The sequence below is a fragment of the Gloeothece verrucosa PCC 7822 genome, assembly GCF_000147335.1.
In the GTDB taxonomy this organism is placed as follows: domain Bacteria; phylum Cyanobacteriota; class Cyanobacteriia; order Cyanobacteriales; family Microcystaceae; genus Gloeothece; species Gloeothece verrucosa.
In genome coordinates this window covers 860272-879545 of the sequence record NC_014533.1, presented here as the reverse complement: position 1 = coordinate 879545, position 19274 = coordinate 860272, and the positions used below count along the sequence as shown (strand labels likewise).

The 19274-nt window shown below is 39.7% G+C and carries 19 protein-coding genes; 14 read left to right on the top strand and 5 right to left on the bottom strand.

Features of this window, described 5'->3' with window-relative positions; genetic code table 11:
• Window positions 1-412: 412 nt before the first annotated feature.
• The 3 genes from CYAN7822_RS30375 to CYAN7822_RS30365 all read left to right on the top strand — a co-directional run bounded on the left by CYAN7822_RS30375 (window position 413) and on the right by CYAN7822_RS30365 (window position 1401).
• Window positions 413-649, top strand: a complete 237-nt coding sequence (locus CYAN7822_RS30375; RefSeq protein ID WP_013334771.1) for a type II toxin-antitoxin system HicB family antitoxin — start codon at window positions 413-415, stop codon at window positions 647-649.
• Between the two features lie 100 nt (window positions 650-749).
• Entirely contained in the window at window positions 750-962 is a 213-nt protein-coding gene (locus CYAN7822_RS30370; protein WP_013334770.1) for a hypothetical protein, read from the top strand.
• A 13-nt stretch (window positions 963-975) separates the two neighbouring features.
• Window positions 976-1401, top strand: a complete 426-nt coding sequence (locus tag CYAN7822_RS30365; protein WP_013334769.1) for a type II toxin-antitoxin system VapC family toxin — start codon at window positions 976-978, stop codon at window positions 1399-1401.
• Window positions 1402-1535: 134 nt separating this feature from the next.
• Here CYAN7822_RS30365 and CYAN7822_RS37045 read toward each other — a convergent pair.
• The 3 genes from CYAN7822_RS37045 to CYAN7822_RS30345 all read right to left on the bottom strand — a co-directional run bounded on the left by CYAN7822_RS37045 (window position 1536) and on the right by CYAN7822_RS30345 (window position 3157).
• Window positions 1536-2317 (bottom strand): IS5 family transposase gene (locus tag CYAN7822_RS37045; protein WP_173362888.1). Its coding sequence is split into 2 segments (ribosomal slippage): window positions 1536-1990 and window positions 1990-2317, totalling 783 coding nucleotides; the frame shifts between segments, so codons are not numbered across the junction.
• A gap of 203 nt (window positions 2318-2520) precedes the next feature.
• The gene (locus CYAN7822_RS30350) at window positions 2521-2790 is read right to left on the bottom strand and encodes a POTRA domain-containing protein (RefSeq protein ID WP_041934118.1); all 270 of its coding nucleotides are present in this window, start codon (window positions 2788-2790) and stop codon (window positions 2521-2523) included.
• 67 nt (window positions 2791-2857) lie between these two features.
• Window positions 2858-3157: a hypothetical protein gene (locus CYAN7822_RS30345; protein ID WP_013334767.1), complete on the bottom strand. Its 300-nt coding sequence runs from the start codon at window positions 3155-3157 to the stop codon at window positions 2858-2860.
• Between the two features lie 93 nt (window positions 3158-3250).
• Here CYAN7822_RS30345 and CYAN7822_RS30340 point away from each other — a divergent pair, with 93 nt between their 5' ends.
• From CYAN7822_RS30340 to CYAN7822_RS37040, 8 genes are all read left to right on the top strand, one after another.
• Complete coding sequence (locus tag CYAN7822_RS30340) at window positions 3251-3973, top strand: hypothetical protein (RefSeq protein WP_013334766.1); 723 nt, start codon at window positions 3251-3253, stop codon at window positions 3971-3973.
• Window positions 3974-4267: 294 nt separating this feature from the next.
• A complete protein-coding gene (locus CYAN7822_RS30335; RefSeq protein ID WP_013334765.1) occupies window positions 4268-5965 on the top strand; it encodes a hypothetical protein in 1698 nt (565 codons plus the stop codon).
• Between the two features lie 196 nt (window positions 5966-6161).
• A complete protein-coding gene (locus tag CYAN7822_RS30330) occupies window positions 6162-7085 on the top strand; it encodes a sigma-70 family RNA polymerase sigma factor (protein WP_013334764.1) in 924 nt (307 codons plus the stop codon).
• Between the two features lie 35 nt (window positions 7086-7120).
• Window positions 7121-7330, top strand: a complete 210-nt coding sequence (locus CYAN7822_RS30325) for a hypothetical protein (protein WP_013334763.1) — start codon at window positions 7121-7123, stop codon at window positions 7328-7330.
• Between the two features lie 40 nt (window positions 7331-7370).
• Window positions 7371-7592 (top strand): hypothetical protein, encoded by a 222-nt coding sequence (locus tag CYAN7822_RS30320; RefSeq protein ID WP_013334762.1) that lies wholly within the window; start codon window positions 7371-7373, stop codon window positions 7590-7592.
• A 1086-nt stretch (window positions 7593-8678) separates the two neighbouring features.
• Entirely contained in the window at window positions 8679-12149 is a 3471-nt protein-coding gene (locus tag CYAN7822_RS30310) for a DUF3987 domain-containing protein (protein ID WP_013334761.1), read from the top strand.
• Window positions 12150-12632: 483 nt separating this feature from the next.
• On the top strand, window positions 12633-13604 hold the full coding sequence (locus tag CYAN7822_RS30305) for a tyrosine-type recombinase/integrase (protein ID WP_013334760.1): 972 nt from the start codon (window positions 12633-12635) through the stop codon (window positions 13602-13604).
• A gap of 157 nt (window positions 13605-13761) precedes the next feature.
• A protein-coding gene (locus CYAN7822_RS37040; protein WP_173362888.1) for an IS5 family transposase occupies window positions 13762-14543 on the top strand; the annotation gives its coding sequence in 2 pieces (ribosomal slippage) (window positions 13762-14089 and window positions 14089-14543; 783 coding nt in all).
• A gap of 124 nt (window positions 14544-14667) precedes the next feature.
• Here the strand turns inward: CYAN7822_RS37040 and CYAN7822_RS30290 are convergent.
• A complete protein-coding gene (locus CYAN7822_RS30290; protein WP_041934116.1) occupies window positions 14668-15174 on the bottom strand; it encodes a hypothetical protein in 507 nt (168 codons plus the stop codon).
• Between the two features lie 11 nt (window positions 15175-15185).
• Here CYAN7822_RS30290 and CYAN7822_RS30285 point away from each other — a divergent pair, with 11 nt between their 5' ends.
• The 3 genes from CYAN7822_RS30285 (at window position 15186) to CYAN7822_RS30275 (ending at window position 17759) form a co-directional block, all read left to right on the top strand.
• The gene (locus tag CYAN7822_RS30285) at window positions 15186-15539 is read left to right on the top strand and encodes a CHASE2 domain-containing protein (RefSeq protein ID WP_041934115.1); all 354 of its coding nucleotides are present in this window, start codon (window positions 15186-15188) and stop codon (window positions 15537-15539) included.
• A 46-nt stretch (window positions 15540-15585) separates the two neighbouring features.
• Window positions 15586-16698 (top strand): IS630 family transposase, encoded by a 1113-nt coding sequence (locus CYAN7822_RS30280; protein WP_013334758.1) that lies wholly within the window; start codon window positions 15586-15588, stop codon window positions 16696-16698.
• Between the two features lie 128 nt (window positions 16699-16826).
• A complete protein-coding gene (locus tag CYAN7822_RS30275; RefSeq protein WP_245602827.1) occupies window positions 16827-17759 on the top strand; it encodes a hypothetical protein in 933 nt (310 codons plus the stop codon).
• Window positions 17760-18120: 361 nt separating this feature from the next.
• Here the strand turns inward: CYAN7822_RS30275 and CYAN7822_RS37035 are convergent, their stop codons facing one another.
• Window positions 18121-18891, bottom strand: a complete 771-nt coding sequence (locus tag CYAN7822_RS37035) for a hypothetical protein (RefSeq protein WP_013334757.1) — start codon at window positions 18889-18891, stop codon at window positions 18121-18123.
• Window positions 18892-19274 lie beyond the last annotated feature (383 nt).

Here is a 19274-nt window from a genome sequence, read left to right as displayed (position 1 = left end):
TTTAAATTGGATTCAATATTTCTTTTATGCCGCTTTTTAGGAACTGAGTAGTTACTATGATCTTTTTTAAGAAGAGTAACAAAATTTTGCTAGAGATTTTGGATACTTTATACTCTATAAGCTTTTTGGAGTTTTCACCGATTTTTAAGCTTCTTTTCGGTAACAGTTATTATTTATTCAAATTGTTTTACTTAATTTAAAATTGTTTTACCGTAGTTTAATTATCTTTTTATTTCTTCATCTTATTGACTCAAAAAGGCAATTTGTGACAAGCTCAAAATAGCTCAAAGCCTTATCAATCTTAGCTTTTAGATTTCCATTAATTGTTAAGATACATGTGACTAAAAGATAGGGGATTATCCTAGAATTAGTATTAGTTGAAAACCGGTCAATTTCTGTAGTTCTATCATTGATGAACAGCAACAGTAAACAAATTTATAATTACACGGTTATTCTAGAAAGAGAAGCTGATGGGAGTTATCATGCCTTTTGTCCTGCTTTAAAAGGCTGCCATTCTCAAGGGAATTCTTTTGAAGAAGCTATCCTTAATATTACAGAAGCTATTGAATTATATATTGAAAGTTTAAAGGCTGATAATTTGTCCATTCCTCCTGATTTAATTGTCCTTCCTTTAAGGATTTCGGTATAATAATTCATCTAAATTGACATTAATTAAATTGATTGGATTGCAATGCTTAGGGAGCAATGTTATCATTATGATGTATGATTGTAATTAGTGTATAACATAGATGACTTCCCAGTCGCTTGAAGATAACTCCCAACAACTGGAAACGCGAGTAGCCACCTTAGAAAAAGAATTGGCACAGATGAAGCTGATTTTAGCCGAATCGATCCAAAAAAAAGAACCCTGGTGGTTAAAAATTGCAGGTAGTTTTGAAAATGATTCTACTTTTGATGAAGCTGCTGCTTTAGGGCGAGAATGGCGTAAATCCGCTCAGTAGGTGATGGACACAGATGTACATTTTTGATACAGATCATCTTAGCCTCATTCAACGAAATGGAATTGAGGGAAAACGAATTCTCTCAAAATTAATTTCGTCTCCAGGGGTTGAAGTGGCTGTAACTGTGATCACTTATGAAGAACAGATTAGAGGGAGGCTTAGTCTTCTATCTAAAGCCAAAACTCTCGATCAACAAGTTCTTGCTTATCAGGGGTTACAAAAACTAGCCAAAGATTATCAAGAGATAGAAATTCTCCCATTTAACCGCACTGCTGCACTCGAACATCAACGTTTACGAAAAGCTTATCCCCGTTTAGGAAATATGGATCTCAAAATTGCTGCGATTGCTTTGATCAACGATGCCATCTTACTCACCTGTAATGAATCAGATTTTGGGCAAATCAGCGAACTAAGGACAGAGAACTGGGCAAAAGTTTAATGTTAAAGCTAATCTAAAAAAGTAAGATTTGTTGACTTTATGAGTTGGATTATGTTAAATTGAATTGCATTAAAGTTATGATTGTTTATCTTCATAGTTAAAATAATTATAAGAGGCTATTTATAAAGTCAATCTTAAGAAACGAGGCGACGCAACATTATCCTTGTCATAACTGCATAAATAGCGGCTTCACTCATTTCTGATAATTTTTCATAATCTTTACTCAAACGACGATACCAGTTAAACCAGCCGAACGTTCGTTCCACAATCCATCTTTTCGGTAAAACTTTAAATTTTTTGTCTGAACGCTTTATTACTTCTACTCTTGCTTGAATCATCAACCAAATAGCCAGAGCAAATTTATCACCACTATAACCAGCATCTACCCACATTAAAGCCACTTTTTCAAGCAGTTTGGGATTTTCTTCTAATAGTTCCATTACCGCCGTCGCCGCTAAGACTCTTTCTTGACCATGAGCTTCAGCTACAATTACTTTCAAGATTAATCCTAAACTATCAACTAATAATTGCCTTTTTCGGCCTTTGACTTTTTTTCCACCGTCAAAGCCATACACATCCCCCTTTTTTCGGTTGTTTCCACCGATTGGCTGTCTGCTATGATTACACTACTTTGCGGAGATTTCCCTACCTGTTGACGAACCATCTGCCGGAGGGTGTGATTGATTTTTTCCCAAACCCCCTTTTTGACCCATTTGCGATAATAACTATAGACTGTGGAGGGAGGAGGAAAATTTTTGGGTAAATATCTCCATTGGCATCCGGTCTTCAAATGATAATATATCGCATTACAGACTTGTCTAATATCTGTAGTACGCGGATGTCCCCCGGATTTAGCGGCTGGAATAAGTGGGGCAAGCAATTCCCATTCGGCATCAGATAAATCACTTGGATACAAGCAGATCGCTCCTCACTTTTGATTGCGAACAATTACCCAGATTAGATTAATCGTTTTTGGCCTATTTTTTTCTTGTCTTTAGATTTACTTTATAAACACCCTCTCAAACGTTAAATTTTGCGTGTTTATTAGCGGCTGAGAAAATCCTATTGATGCAATTGAACTTCCGTAACGAATATCAAAAGGTTTAAAAAATCCGTGAATTAAGGAAGAGTTAGCTTGCTGATAAGCGAGTTCTTCTCTTGTATTTTTAAAAGATCGCTGAGATCTACAGCTTGTCCCAAATAGTCTTTAGCCATTTCATTAACTTCTTTTGAGGTAAATACCGAAGAATTCTGCAAATCTACTTCTTTAAGTACAAAAAGTGGAAAATTTGAAGGGGGCACTTCTTCTTGTCTTTTAGGTACAGATAAACTATTGCGCTCCGATTGTTGAGCTAATACATCTTTTGGGATAAGTACCAGCAGTACCATGATCAATTGTATACAAAGCTTCATGTGTTGAATTCTCGACAAATTTTCTTAATTTACAGACAAATAGCTAGGGGTTTGGAGAGATAACCTGCTGACGGATATGCCACAAGCGATCGAGCAAGCCTAATTGCTGTTGGGCATATTCTGGAACCATTTCTGGGTTCCAGAACCAATTTTCAATCGTTTTCTTTTGTTTATTGAAAATTCTTTCTAATAAATCAATACAAGCTGCTCGATACTTTTTATCATCTTCATTTATACCATAAATTACCGGTATCCAACAACGGCAAAATTCCTCAAGACTTAGTAGAGACACTACACTAAGCCAGTCTGTGATTTCGTCTTCTCTGTCTGTAAATTTAGACACTTAGGGCTTGTATTTGACTTTTGTTCTTGCTTTCAAGCTATATATTTAAGCATAAATGTTATTATCTAAGAAATTGATAAGCTTTTTTCTAAAATGGAGCTATTTTATATTCTTCTGATCGACAATGATCCAGCCTTGGCTGGACAGATTGTTGAGTATTTCAACCCTCCTATGTTTTATGCTTCAGATCTTATTACCAGTAAAAATCAACCCGGTAATAAAACAAAGCCATATCAATTTGTCTTTATTTACTGCCGAACCTTCAAAAAAGCACTACAAACACTGATTGCACATAATGCCGATCCCTACGCTCAGGAGCGAAATTTACCTTGCATTGATACTATTCTTTTTGAGATTAGGGATAATACCAGAGGACGAAAAGAAAAGTTTTCTTATTTAGATTTTTTGCAAGAAATTCATCAATTAGGCATTCAGAGGCTTAAATTGAAAGGTTTATTGGCACAATCTCCTTGTTTTCCCGAAACTTTAAAAGACGAACTGACTTGGTACGGAGTGAGAGGCTTTCTACGAAAACCTTTTACCCTAGAACAGCTTGAAGAATATTTACAAAAATTTTCAAATCTTGTTAATGGTAGCACCACTTTTTTTATAGAACCTCGTTCTAAAACCACCGCTTTTTCCAATCAAACTCAAATTCAGCGCATTCTTAGATATTATAACCGCTTCAATAAGTTAGCTGGTATATCTCTTCCTGCTCTTTTAGAAGAACGTAAGCCTGACGGAAGTACAATTATTTCTTTGCAAAAGGGAGAAGTAGAATTGGAAGAATCTCTCATTGCCAATCCCGAAGACTAAGCTAAAAACCTTATTTTTTTGATTTATTAGGCCAAAATAGATTTTTGTATCATTAAAATAAGCATTTGGTTTATTTTTTTAACTAAAATGTCTTATTTTCAGGTTTAGAATAAAATTGAGATGGCTTATTTAATTGCGAACACAAAAAAAGCATTTGTTTGCTTATTAAAAATTTACATATCAATTTTGTTACCGGGTTGGTAGAATTACAGTATATTTTTTAGAAAGGATTAAAGGTTAGCTTACCCTACGGGTAGGGTAGCTACCTCTCTTGATAAATTATTGAATAGTACAATGATAACAGATTTAAACCACTCCCATTGCAGAAATCGCTTTCATGTTACCCTTCTACCTGAATCTAACTTTGATGCGCGTTTATCTTTTGAAGCTCCTTGCGAAGCCGTCGAAGCGGACGAAATTCCCGATTTAGAAGAAATTTGTGCCGATGATCGCGCCTTAAAAAGCTTTGTGATCAGGGGGGTTGAACGAATTAAGAGGAGCCGCTACCTCCTGTTCAAAGAGATTTACAAGCTAGGGTGCTTTATCGATGGTGTTAAGAAAAAAAGCTCTGATGACCAGTTCGACAAAATCCGCCTCATCCTCCGTGAAGATATTGGAATTAGTGAGAATGAGCAGAATACAGCACTGAAACTTTATCGAACGATCAAGGCACTTCCCGATCCTAGGCGCAGACAGTTAGCCTCTATTGATAAGCCAATCTGGAATTTAAGCCTTCTCAACAAGCTCTGCCAACTGTCTGAGCAAAAATGGGAAGAATTTTCGTGTTCTCTCGCCAAGCTGAAAAGACGGGCCAAATTGGGCTACAGCAGTCTGAAAAATTTAATAGAATCCTTCATTCCTCCGAAATATCTCAAAGGAGGTCAACCTTTTAAAGATATTGATCGGGAGTTGATTCAATCTAAGCTTAAACTAAGCCAAGACATCCTTACTACTATCGTAGAGAAAGCCCAGGAGAATGCCGCACACAGAGAAGACCCAACCTTACAAACGGATGATGTTATTAGTGCGTTAACCGAAGCAGGTTATGATACTGCCGCTATCCTCCCGCCTCCTTATAAGAAGTCTAACTTAGCCCAAGCCAAAGCCCAAGCGGAGCAAGCCCAGAAAATCGCTAAACACGCTATTGCCACCAGCAAGCAATTGAGCCTACAGTTGGAAGAGGAGAAGTCAAAAAGTGCAGAAGCAATTGCACGACTTGAAGCACTGCAAGCCGAAAAGAAACATTTAGAACTCGAACTGGCTAAATCCAAAACAGCAACACCCCTAAAAAATGTTTTATCTTTTGCTGGTACTGCCTCAAACAACAATATACTGAAATTCAGTGTAGCCGGTACCCAAGCTCAAATCAATCCACAAAATTTTGGCTCTTTTGAGGATGCGCTCACTGCCGCCACCCAACAAATTGCGGCTATCGCAGAAAGCCAAATTGCCAAGATTAAAGCGCATTCTTCGGGCCTCCTCTCTAATTTAGAGGCTAAGTTGGGAATACAGTTATCTCATGAAGAACTCCCAGATGTAGGGAACATCCTACTTCGCCCTACAGAGGATGAGACTATATCATTGAGTGTCGCCTCCGAACCTGTTCAAGCAAACGCATCTATAAATATTCCCAACTTAGAGGAGGTAACAACCTCACCAATTGACGACGCGGCTAGTGGAGAGTTTTCTCATGATCCCATAGATGCACACCCAGAAACCCTTGCCGAGAGTGGGATGGCTTCTGTGTTTCAAAAAGGTGGCAACTCAACAGCCACAGCCTCCTGTGAACTCCAACAGGCCCAACGTTTCGTCAAGGGAGCCATTGTGGGTCTTCTCGACAAAACCCGGCTTGAATTTGTTAAGCGCGGGAAAATGATTTCCACAACCGGCCAACAGGTTTTGGTACACTTTTTTGATGGCAAAACTGGACATTTTAATCTCAATGATTTGTGCATCCTAGAAATGCCTCAAACTTATAAGGGATTTGCCTAAGCCGCTCCGGGTGCGCGAAAACCATTTTTTGCCACACTTCGCGTCTCTGTAACTGGCGAACGCATCGCAGGTGGCAAGACATTCTCACGGGTGAGAGCGCTTTTTTTAAACAAATAATTACAACACCTTATTACACCTCATTTCCTAGCTAATATAACTATTTCTTGAAAATCCACTTTTAGAAGAGAGAAAAACAATGGCTCCTCATCCAAAAGCCTCCCGCTTAGATAGTTATTTCCAAAGCTTCAACTCGATTACTCTTCTTGATAATTCCCAACCTATTGAGTTAGGCCATCTAATCCAAAAATGGCAAAAACTGTTAAAACTGTTCCATGAACTCGGCCAACAATACGGTAGTTCGATTTCTCCTGAACAATTTTGCCAACATTATCGCCTCTCAAAAGCTGAATACGATCGCATTTTGTACCAAGGGAAAAAAGCTGCCGATACCTTAGTCCGGGCTAACTTGAAATTCGTCATCTTTATCGCCAACAGATACGTTGGGCGAGGTCTAGAATTAAGCGATCTCATACAAGAGGGGAGTTTAGGTTTAATTCGCGCCGCCGAACGCTTTGACCCATCTTTAGGCTACCAATTCTCGACTTATGCTAATTGGTGGGTTCGAGCCTTCATGACACGCGCCCTCGCCAATCAAAGTCGAACCATTCGTCTTCCAAGTCAGGTCAATGATAAGCTCAATAAAATTAAGAAAACCCGGCATAATTTAGCTCAACTCCTGGGTAGGAGTCCCTCAAGTTCTGAATTGGCACAAGCTTTAGGAATCTCCGTCCTTCAGTTGCATTCCTTGGCTCAACTCGATAAAAAAACCATTTCTCTGTCGGTTTGGGTTGACGAACAAGGACGAGAAACCCTTCAAGATTTAATCCCCTCTTCTGATGAACCCTCTCTAGACGAAACTTTAAAGCCTGACGAAATCGAGCAACTTCTCCAGACTTTATCCCCTCGTAATCAAGAAATAGTTAGATTGAGAATATTGGAAGGAAAAACCCTCTCTGAGATTGGACAGTCTTTTCATTTGTCGAGAGAGCGTGTCCGCAAAATCTGTCTGCGGTCCTTAACAATTTTAAGGCAAAATGCTTTGGACAAGTTAATGATTTAAAGAAAATTATCATAGCTAAAGCTAATCAAATCACTATGAACGAACAATTCAATAATCGTCAATCTGAATTATTAATCCTTGCGGGTGAATCTATCCTGCGTGGTAAGAATCGCTACATTGTCGTGCGTTCTTTGGCTAGAAAAGCTTCTGATATTTATGCAATGAACAGTCAAAAGCCCTTTGGAGAATTAGGGTCGATGGCAGTCAAATTGGCGATTTTGGCTTGGTCTAAAGACCCCTTTTAACTCATCAATATTTTCGGGCAAGTTGCTCAAAAATAGATTCATGAACAGCGAACAATTTCAAGAAAAACTAAAAAAGTTAGAGAGCTTGTATGAGACTAACTTAAATGAACTTTCTGGGAGCCAATTCATGTCCCCAAAAATGGAAGAGATTGTGTCTCCTTTGAGTCCAGATTTAGATGACCTGGTTCACGGACACAAAAAGAAAATCTCTAATAATAAAATTCAAGTAACGCCTAACAAACATATTTTTTTTCTCAAATAACGAAAGAATTTCCGTCTTTAACTGATGAAGCTCAAAAGAACCAACCTTCTTTCGCAGCTAGAGAAAAAACTCGACTTAAAAAAAAGGGTTATTAACGGCGATCGCGGTTGGGCTAGGGTTGGAGTTTTTCGCAGTAATTAACTCGTCCAAGAGATTCTTGGCGAAGTAGAAAGTAAAGTTTTGGAAAAAATTCAGGATCGATAACTTGCAAAATCTGGATAGCTGGCTATCCCATAATTTTCCGCTACTAGCTTTAGAGCGACTATTAAATCCTGCTATTTTTAGCCTCATATTTTTTGGTGCTGTAATCGGTTTAAGGACTAATTACCTTGATTTTAACTGGAGAAGTTACCAGCCCCAAAACTCTACTGATTTTTTCCTCTTATTTGGGGTTGGAGTGGTAGGAGTTTTCTTGATTGGTTTCAAGTGGGGCAGCTAGTCTTTTTAAACAACTTACATTTTCAAGGAAATGAAGAAAATGCCTATCTTAGAGTTGTTCTCGCTCGAAGCTCACCGAGGGAGAAAAAAATTTCCCTTCCTCAGCGATTTCATAGTATGATTGCAAGTATCATTGAGTTAAATTCTATGAGAACTGCTGAGAACTCCCCTAAAAATGTTGAACGCCGTTTAGTTGTCCAGACCAACGGCGATCGTAAATACATTTTCGACACGGGGGTTTTTGGGATTCTCCTTATCATTAAGCGGCTTGGAATTAGCCAAAGGAGGTGTTGTATGAAATAAAACAACTGGAAAAATTTTCAATTTACTCGATTGTAGCAGTTACTTGATTCCTTTTCAAGTGACCGATACATCTCTTTTGTCAAAATTTTCGGCTTGTCTCTACGGCATGATAGTTTGACATCGATAAGACTACGCCTCTAGTCTGAGCCTTGTACAGCTTTTTTGTGCAAATTTCCCAGAAAAAACTGGAGATTCCCTAGCGGTGAAGTCTGTTGCCTTACCCCAAGATTACCCCCAGTCAAAATACAACAATTTATTTTCATCATAAGGTGACTACTCTACCAATAACAGGGAATTTCCAGCAACCACTTACTAGACATTCGCTTACGCAAGGAAACATTGACAATGGTTGCCACAGTTTTAGACGAAACAAATTACAATTTAGCCAACGTTGAAGCCGAAACCCTCATCCTCGGCGGCATTTTATTCGACCCCAGGGCTATAGCCAAAGTGGCCGACATTTTAACGCCCGACAACTTCTATGCACCGGCACACCAGAAAATTTACCGGGTTGCCCTCTCACTGCATCGTAGCGGTCAGCCGGTCGATCTGATGTTGGTAGGGGCCCGTCTCGAAGACGAGGGGCTATTAGAGCAAGTCGGAGGAGTATCCTATCTGGCCACCCTCATCGAGCGCACCGTCTCGGCGGCTAATATAGATCGCTATGCCGCCATCGTCGTCGGTCACGGTGAGCGGCGGGAACTGCGATCGCTCCTCCTAACCATCAACGAATTGATCAACGATCGCAATTACTCGCCCTCCGAATTGCAGGAGAAGTTAATTGAGAAGGCGACAGCCCTAAAAGCAACGGTCCGGCAAAGGTCGCCGGTTAAGGTAGCGATCGCCCGTATTCAACAAGTTCTCACCAAGACCGAAGGCCATGAGTTAGAGCAAAAGATCAAGCTAGAGGAGATACGCCAAGAGCTAAAGATTTCACCTGCCCTCTGGCATAATGATTATGTTTTACCGGCCAAACGGGAATTGGCGGCTAACAAGGTAATTGCCTTCTACCCTACCCCGTCTTTAGATATATTGGTGAAGTTAGACGAAATCCGCGCCCAACATCTAAAAGATTCCGAGGTAGAAGTCCAACTGCGCTCTCTAGCCTCTTTGAGCGGTTATCAACTCTACGACCTCCGCAAGCTGTACAACGAACGATCTCTAGAACAGGAATTTACTCTCGATGAGCTAGAATTAGCCACAACCCTGCCACACTTGTTATCTCTACACAAACACAGTTTAGATATTAGAAAAGTCCTTCCCCCTTCTTTGTCCATCCCCCTTGAACAAACAGCAAGAGCTATGCCCACCGCCGTCGAGGCCATATTTACTCACATCCTGCCGGTGTGGGCTACCGGGGTGGGGGTTTCCTCCCGCCTCGTCGTCAAGGCTTCCTCGAAATACGTTCAGCCCTGTATCCTTCGCACGATGGTCGTCGCCAATAGTGGCGATCGCAAGTCCCCCGCCCTGGATAATGCTACCGAAGCGCTCGAACAGATGGAAGAAGAAGCGATTTCTCAACACGAAAGGGAATGCCAACATTATGAAGAGGAACTTGAGGCTTGGCATCAACGCAAAAAAGATGAACGTGGACCCAAACCCGTTGAACCCGTTTGTAGGCGTTTTGTCACTCGTGATGTTAATTATGAGGGCACGATTAAGCTTCACTCTGAAAACCCCCAAGGCTTACTCAATAAGGTTGATGAGCTTGCTGGTTACTTCAAGCGGATGAATAAGTTCCGCAATGGCCACGGGGATGATGATACGATCGATTTAACCCTGTTTGGCGGCAAGACTTACTCTAAAGACCGCAAAGGGGAATCTACCTATTTAAAACGCACAGCAGTTAGTGTAACCGGAACCATACAATGGGAAGCTCTAGCCGAACTTCAGTCAAAATATTCCGATACCGACTACACCGGTGCTTTAGCGCGATGGCTCATCTGTGCCACCGAACTGCCGGAACCTTTCTTAGATTTATTCTCAGATGGGGAGGTCGATTTTGGCTTAACCCGCATCAGCCGGGACTTGCTTGAATGGTTGCGCTTACTTCCTGAGCGTGATTTTATTCTCTCCAAGCAAGCTAAGGCCGTGTTTCAAAAATGGCAGCATCAGCTTGTGAGGAAGATGAAACGCGAAACCATTGCCGCTCTGGAGATAGCTTATCCCAAGTTTGAGACTTATTGTGTAAGACTCGCTCTGCTGCTGCATTTAATTTGGGCGTGGGACAGTGGTTATTTAGACCCTGCTGTCAGTGGCCTTACCATGCAGAGAGCCATTTATGTGACTAACTGGTTCATCGGGCAATTAAGATTCGTCTTGGCGAAGAATTCTTCCTCCCTAACCCTTGAGGGCAATGCGATCACCCTTCTTGACCTGTTGAAAAAGAAAGGTGAACTTACCCTGCGCGATGCTAGACGGGGTAGCCGCCGGTTGAGGGAATTAAACGACCCTCAGCTTAAGTCCGTCATGCGATCGCTCGTTGAAGCGGGTTTAGCTCAATATGTTCCTTCTAAAACCCTAAAAATTTGTCAAGTGGATACAAGCGGCACAAGCGGCACGATCGCTAATGGATCGGAAAATGGTAGTAAAATTAATGGGACAGAAGATTTTGAGGTCAGGACTGACAACAAAGTGTCAACACTTAATGATGAGATAAAACCCCCCCCAGATAAGGAATTAAATGACTTAACTGTCACGAATTTAAATGTTGAGTCGATCCTTGAGTCATCTAAGATTGTTTCTAATGAATTAAGTGAAGATCTTAATATTGCTATCGAGTTTCCTCAAGACTCTACTATTGATAGAGAGTCTCATCGTGACAGGTATGATGGGCAAAGCCAATCACCGTACGGGATCGAGGCTGATTCCCCCTCGATCCCGCTCGATGCCACTTGTGGTCAAAATTCCCCACAGTCCAATAAGGACGCGCCTTCTGTTGCTTTGCCACCTGATGACAGTTGTGTGGCGGCTGATGTTGAATGGTTGCTTAAATTTTTAGATGACTTGGAGATGGCTGTTGCTGGTAATTGTTTAGAATTTCTCGGTGACGACTTTTTGCAACTAATACGATTGAGTGAGCAGAAATATAATACTTGTTCAGTCGCGGTTGAACGAATTTGTCCGAATTATTTCCAACGTTGGTTTGCACTAATTGATCAGGCTTTAGCCCTCCTAGAGCAAACCAAGTCGAAAGTAGGGCGGCAACGATTTATAGTTATTGCCCGATGGCTAGGAATACGGCACTGGGCAACCGAAGTTATAGCCGCCGTTGCAGTTCCTTCTCTCTCGAGTGAGGTACAACTTGCCGAAGGCATAGAACATCAAATGACTCGCACCGGCTATAGTAATTGTCAGCTACGGATACACCTAGAAAAAACTTATAATGTTCAATCTGTAGAACTGTTATCTGAGCAACAACAACAGGAATTACTTGAGTTTTTAAAGGGAGCGCCCGATGCCAAATATCCTGAGTTAACTGGTGTACGGGTGCGTTCAACGATAACCGGTCAACTGGGGACTATAGTCAGTATCCGCTCCGATGCCGAGGGCAATCAAATAATTTGGCTAAAATACGACGGACAAAGCTTGGAAATTCCTGTTTTAGATTCTTCTAAGTGGCAGAGATTGGATGGGCAACCTCTACCAGAAATTAAATTGAAAAGAATTGACTCACAATCCGTAGCTAACCCGTCCCCTGAACATAATAATGAAAAAACTATTTCTACCGAGCAACCGGGTTTGTTAGAACAGTTGTCGCTGTTTGTCGAGGGTTTATTGGGGAATGATGGGCAAATAGGCGATATCATGACCTGATTGCCTTCTTTTATCCGGGTTTTTATACCCGCACCCGATCGGGAGATTAAATCTGGTGTACTGTGATCCGATGATGACAGCGACTTACTAGAGCGCAGATGAACATTTGTTCTTTACCAATAAAACTGGATGATCGACTCTATAGATTTTATCTACGGGGCACAAATTGAGATTTTTTGAGGTCAGTTTCCCCATAAGTTGATAAATGCTCATTCATTAGAAAAAAAAATTCCTAGCACCCAAAAGAGCTAGGTAAACGATCGCGTCTAAAATTTTAGGTCTTAATAACTGCGAACAGCTTCGCTGCGCTTGATCGGTTTATTTGTACTGATTAAACCTCAGAAGTAATATTAGTGTAGTAGTAGATGTAGTGCTAATGATAAATGTTTTTTCGATAAGTAATCTTAATTAGGAATGACCAGCCCGAAAAAAAGGGGATAATTATTTTAAATACACCGATTCCTTGTTTCTATCCCCGCTCCCATGAATTCTAACATCTCCCCAGACGGGGAACAATTTTTATTGACTAATGGTCAAGGACAAATCCTTCCCAAAACACAGTCGTTAAATCCAGCCTTTGTGTATTTGGCCCAACTTAGACCCCAATCCCGTCAAACCATGCGGCGTAACCTCGATTTAATGGCCGGACTCCTAACCAATCGTCGCTGTGATGCAAAATCCTTGGATTGGGCACAGCTTCGTTACCAGCATACGATCGCCCTCCGAACCGTTTTATTGGAATTGTACGCCCCTTCCACAGTTAACCAGATGCTCACAGCCTTACGCCGCGTTCTATCTGAGGCTAGAAAGCTTAAGTTAATTTCTTCAGAGGATTATGTGGACGCAATTGAACTACCCCGTGTGAGTTACCAAACTGAACTCAAAGGGCGTTATTTACATCCCCATGAAGTAACCGCTTTAATGCAGGTAGCGACATCCGATGAAAGTGTATTTGGGTTTCGTGATAGTGCTTTGCTTGCTATTGTGATTGGTGCTGGATTACGTAGAGGCGAAGTAGTAGCACTGAGGTTGGGAGATTTTGACCTTACGAGTGGGGATTTACACATTCGGGGTGCTAAGGGGGGGAAATCCCGAATCGTGCCACTACCCCAAAAATGTCAATTACTCGTCAAAGCTTGGTTGGCTGTACGTTCAATGTCACCTGGACCGCTATTGATGGCCATTAGTAAAGGAAAAGAGTTACTATGGAGATCCCTTTCGTCGCAGTCTGTACTGTATATTCTTCAAAAACGGGCACAACAGGCAGAAATTTCGTCTTGTTCTCCTCATGATTGCCGGCGTACCTACATTTCTAATCTATTAGAGGCGGGTGTAGATATAGTAACCGTCTCTCAATTGGCCGGGCATTCTTCGACATTAACTACCGCTAAATATGATCGCAGAGGAGATGAAGTAAAACGTCGCGCTGTGGAGTTACTTCCCTTATCTTGGTAAATATGCACAATTGTGCATATTTGGACGGGAAAATAACCGATACAACTACACTAAGAGGGTGTTTATAAAGTAAATCTAAAGACAAGAAAAAAATAGGCCAAAAACGATTAATCTAATCTGGGTAATTGTTCGCAATCAAAAGTGAGGAGCGATCTGCTTGTATCCAAGTGATTTATCTGATGCCGAATGGGAATTGCTTGCCCCACTTATTCCAGCCGCTAAATCCGGGGGACATCCGCGTACTACAGATATTAGACAAGTCTGTAATGCGATATATTATCATTTGAAGACCGGATGCCAATGGAGATATTTACCCAAAAATTTTCCTCCTCCCTCCACAGTCTATAGTTATTATCGCAAATGGGTCAAAAAGGGGGTTTGGGAAAAAATCAATCACACCCTCCGGCAGATGGTTCGTCAACAGGTAGGGAAATCTCCGCAAAGTAGTGTAATCATAGCAGACAGCCAATCGGTGGAAACAACCGAAAAAAGGGGGATGTGTATGGCTTTGACGGTGGAAAAAAAGTCAAAGGCCGAAAAAGGCAATTATTAGTTGATAGTTTAGGATTAATCTTGAAAGTAATTGTAGCTGAAGCTCATGGTCAAGAAAGAGTCTTAGCGGCGACGGCGGTAATGGAACTATTAGAAGAAAATCCCAAACTGCTTGAAAAAGTGGCTTTAATGTGGGTAGATGCTGGTTATAGTGGTGATAAATTTGCTCTGGCTATTTGGTTGATGATTCAAGCAAGAGTAGAAGTAATAAAGCGTTCAGACAAAAAATTTAAAGTTTTACCGAAAAGATGGATTGTGGAACGAACGTTCGGCTGGTTTAACTGGTATCGTCGTTTGAGTAAAGATTATGAAAAATTATCAGAAATGAGTGAAGCCGCTATTTATGCAGTTATGACAAGGATAATGTTGCGTCGCCTCGTTTCTTAAGATTGACTTTATAAATAGCCTCTGAACTGGGCTTAAATATTGAGCAACGGGAAAGTCGTAGTTTTGTATTGGACGATATATTATTTTCAAGGGCAGAACTTACCGCGCTTCGATTTAAACAAGTTTACCATGGATTTAAATTTTGAAGTCCTGCGGGAACTTGCCCTTGTTGCTGTAACTTCTCCCAATATTGCTCACAATTGAGTAGTTTGACCCCATCGGGCGTTTTAAGAGCGGCAACTACCTGACCTTCTGGAATTAAATCAAAAAAATTATAGCCTCTCGGTGAACTTAAGTCCTCTTGATTTGTTCCTTGACCGTGAATGGTTACTTTATAAGTATGAGATTTATAAGCTACACAGCTTTGTGCTGCGATTTCTGCTAAAGATAGTTGTGTAGGAAGCTGCGCTTGTTCCCCTTGTATTTGAAAAGGAAAATTATTAATTGTAACCGCTCCTTGAATTCCGAGTTTAGAGCTTGCTGTAATTTGACTATTTAAAGATGGAAAAAATCCTTTGGTTTCAATTTGAATATTTCCTCCTTTTCCCGCAAAAGCATTAGCTTCTAGGCTGCTATTAGGCGACAAAATTAAAACGTCAGATTTAAGAAAAATATCCCCTCCGTTTCTCATTAGCCTGGGCTTTGGCAGAATTTTATTTGAAGCAAAAAGGAATACTAATAAAATTAGATGAGCAAGGAGAAAATTTAAGAATTCAGGATCAAACTTTTTATGTTTTTAATAATTATTCAGGTCCTTATACTAAAGCTGACGATTCTGGCTACCAAATTTTAGTCAACTGGCGTAAAGCCAAGTTTAAAGTCGTTTCTATAACTGATGTGATGGAGGGAAAAGTTGCAGAACATAATTTCCGTGATCGCCTTGTTTTCGTGGGTGCTTACGCTCCTAGTTTGAAAGATCAGTTTTTAACACCTCTAAGTCGAACAAGCGAAGGCGGTTCCCCTCGACGACTGCATGGTAAGCTGCTACGCAGCTAGATTGTATAATATTTAGATAAGACCAATAAATACTCGCCCTCAAGATATGCCGGCTAAAAATCACCTTTCTCCAGAACAAAAAGAAAAACTACTTAAAACTTTAAAAGAAAGTGAAAATCCTTATATAAGAGAAAGAATTTTGATACTATTACTAATGAATGATGGAAAAACTTATCAAGAAGTTAGTGGATTTTTAGGAATAGCATATCCAACAGTAGCTTATTGGGCTGTTCATGGAGATCCAGATAATTTAGACAGTTTAAAAGATGGAAGAGCCGAAGGGAATTTTCGGAAAGCTACTAAGATATATGAAGAATTATTATTAAAAGTAGTTGAAAAAGAGCCTTGGGAATATGGCTACGAATTTGGTCGATGGACAGCGCGTCGATTAGCAGAACATCTTGAGAAAGAGACAGGGATAAAACTGAGTGGCTCACAAGTGAGTCGAATTTTTCAAAAAAAAAATTACGTTTATATTTGGGCAAAATACAGCCTAGAGAATAAACAAAATCCTGAAAAAAGAAAAATATTTAAAGAGAAATTAGCGGAATATATAAAAATAGCAAAATTTGCGCCAGAAAAGCTACAGCTATGGTTTTGGGACGAAAGTGGTTTTAGTTTGCGGGTAATAAGAAGAAAAGCATGGGGAAAGAAAGGCAGCCGCAAAAAAGTAACAGGGCAAAGAAGTAGGGGACGAGTAAATGTAATGGGAGGATTACGTTATACAGATAAAAAAAGAGTTAATTACTTTATCAAAAAAGGCAATGCTGATACTTTTTATGAATCGCTAAAACTCTTAAATGAGATTGTCAAAAAAGAATGGGTAGAGCAAGGAAATAAACTTGAAGAATTCGAGAAAAAAGGCCAGAAAATATTAATTATATTAGATAATGCTTCTTTTCATAAAAGAAAAGATATTTTAGGTAAAATAGAATCAGAATCACCTAATATTAGGCTAGAATTTCTTCCTGCTTATAGCCCAGATTATAATTTAATTGAATTGGTCTGGCATTCAGCCAAAGAATATATTGCTCACAAAACTTTTGAATCAGTTGAGGAGTTAGAAAATTTACTAAATAAATTATTAAATGAGGGAGAACTAATTATTAAGTGGGAACGCAAGCTGAAAAATAAAGGCAATGCTGTTTATTCAATTTAGCTGCGTAGCAGCTTATTGAGATCCAGGCACAGGTATCCAGCCAAATTCTCAGTACCGTTTTTGATAATAATCCTTCAATAACAGTATGGACAGAACCTTGGATTTCAGCTTGGATTTGTCTATGGGGATTGGCAGGAGTAATTTGTGTTCTTCGCTTTGGTGCAGAGAAATTAATTCAAATATCAAGTTATCTTTTAGGAGCTACTATTTTGCTGTTTATAGTTGGTTTTGCCACCTTTTTACAAGGTCATTGGATTTCAGTAGTTCCTGCGGTCTTGGCAATTCTTTTAAGCGGAGCAAGTACCTTGGCGCTAGACAGTTACTGGCAAATTATTGCGTTGAATCAAAGATTGGAAAACCAATTAGATAAACAGAGAGCTTACCGAATATTGGCTATATTGGGAAATGATTTAGCTCAAAATTTAGTTACTCCTTTTTGTTATTTGCAAAATTCGTTTAGTAGCCTCAAAAATCTTGAAGAAAATATAAGCAAAATCTTTTTTAGGCTACCTGATCCAGAATTAAAACAAAAAGCCATTAGCCAGTCAGCTAAGTTATTGTTCATAACTCAACAACAAAAAGAACAATTAGATAAAATTAGATTTAATTTAGGAATGTCGATTCCCCATTTGGAAGGGTTACTTCAAAATGATTTTTTAGAGCTAGGGCAGTATTCTCTTTCTATCGCTGAATTATTAGAACGATTGATTAGTAATTCAGCTTCAGTTTTTTATGAGTGTTATCAGCTAGATTTAAAATCAATACTGAAAATCCAAGTTTCTTTAACTGGGTTTAAAATTTATGATCGGATGAATTTTTTAGTCAGTATTTATGTAATTCTAGACGAAATTTTTAAAGCCGGGCGAGTTATTCAAAACCGAAAAGATTTTTCAATAACAATTTTTGATAAAGCGGAAAAGGAGAATTACATAATTTTTATCATCACTGACTGTATTTATGATTACAAAAGCCTCGCTTTATTGTTGGCTGTAGAAGACAGATTAAATCAATATCAGGGATTAATCAGCCAAATGTTGTCTCAAAATGTATATTGCTGGTAAATACAATTACCCCTTTCAGACGGGTTAATGTTTTAGCTAATTAAATTAATTCTGCTTCATCTTTTTTTCCTTTACTGGCACGATAAAACCATGATAGCGTAAGTACAAAAGAGCCAAACTGAATTAAGAGTTCCTTTTTTCGATACCTTAACCTAAAAAAATCTAGACAGGAAACCGCTCACTATTAAAAATTCACTGGCCGCGATGCTAGATAAAGGCACAACCGTTGAGAATGAGAAATTTTTTGTCTTGCTGTATTTTAAACGGTTTATATTTAGGGTTGGGTTAAGGAAACTTTCTCAAAACATTGTATTTTAGCGTCAATCCCTCTATTTTCTAAAAAAGTTTGGGTTTTGTGATTTCATTCTCCTAAAAGCGTTTGTCTCGTTCCTTTCTTATTGGCATATTGTTTATCGAGCCAGGGGAGAAGGTCACGAGGTAGTTTCTTGGCTTTAACTAAAGCTGGCTCGGTTAACCATTGCTCCTCGCTAACGCCAATGGTTGAAAGCCAGTGATGACAAGCTTTTGTGTTCTTAGCAAAGCCGTATCGACGGGCTAAGTAGCTGATGCCGATGCCATCGTACTTCTCAATTGCCCGGCCAAACTGATCTACAGTAACTAACGTTTCGGCCTTCTCTGTCTTAGTAACGATCGCTTCGGGTTTGCCCAGGATTAAAGCGACCATTTCAGTTCCGTGTAAAGTAGCAATAGCCTGAGTGGTTATGAGTAGTCGCTCTTGTGTTTTAGCCAGTTCGACCTCTAGTTTAAGCTTTTCTATTTCTTGTGCTTGGGCGGGAATAATTTCGATGGCCTGTTTGGCAATCCGTTCACACTCAAGGAAATAACGACGGATTTCTTTACCTTTTTGGGTTCCTGCCATCATCCCCAAGGATTTTAAGCAATCGACTGTAAGTCTTATCTGTTCTCGGTTATAGCCACCTCGCCCTGATTGCTTAACCGTTTGGTTAAGCAAAACTTGGTAGTCAATTTCTGGTTCAAAATTATTGAGTAACTTGTTTTTTGCTTTTTGCTTAGTGCTGTAACCGATCCAGTTCCAAGCTTCCTCAAAATCAACGGGAAATTCGTCCTTTGATTCGATTAAAGTTATAGCTAACTGTTGAGAAAATTCCATAGTAAGTGTTATGCTCCTATCTTATTAAAGGTGAAGGTACTCACGTTACACTTTGGTGACAACCTCAATTTGTGCGTAAACTAGCCTCATATTTTTTTAGGTGCAAAACTTAAGATTCCCCCTATAGATAAAATCTTGAGCGAAAATGAAGAGCAGGGTATATATGTAGCTCGGGTTGTATCTCAAGGATCATGCTTAAAATTTCTTAGCCCTGGGGTAGCAGCCATTTTTTGTTAGTTGGCTAAGAAGTCATTTTTGGGGCAGAAACTGCGAGATATAAAGTAATTAAAGTTCGGTTATTTAATCACTATTTTGTACAGTCTCGCAGAACAAGTAAATTATTTATATCGCAACTGAAATAGTTCGATTTTTTGAAAAAGCTT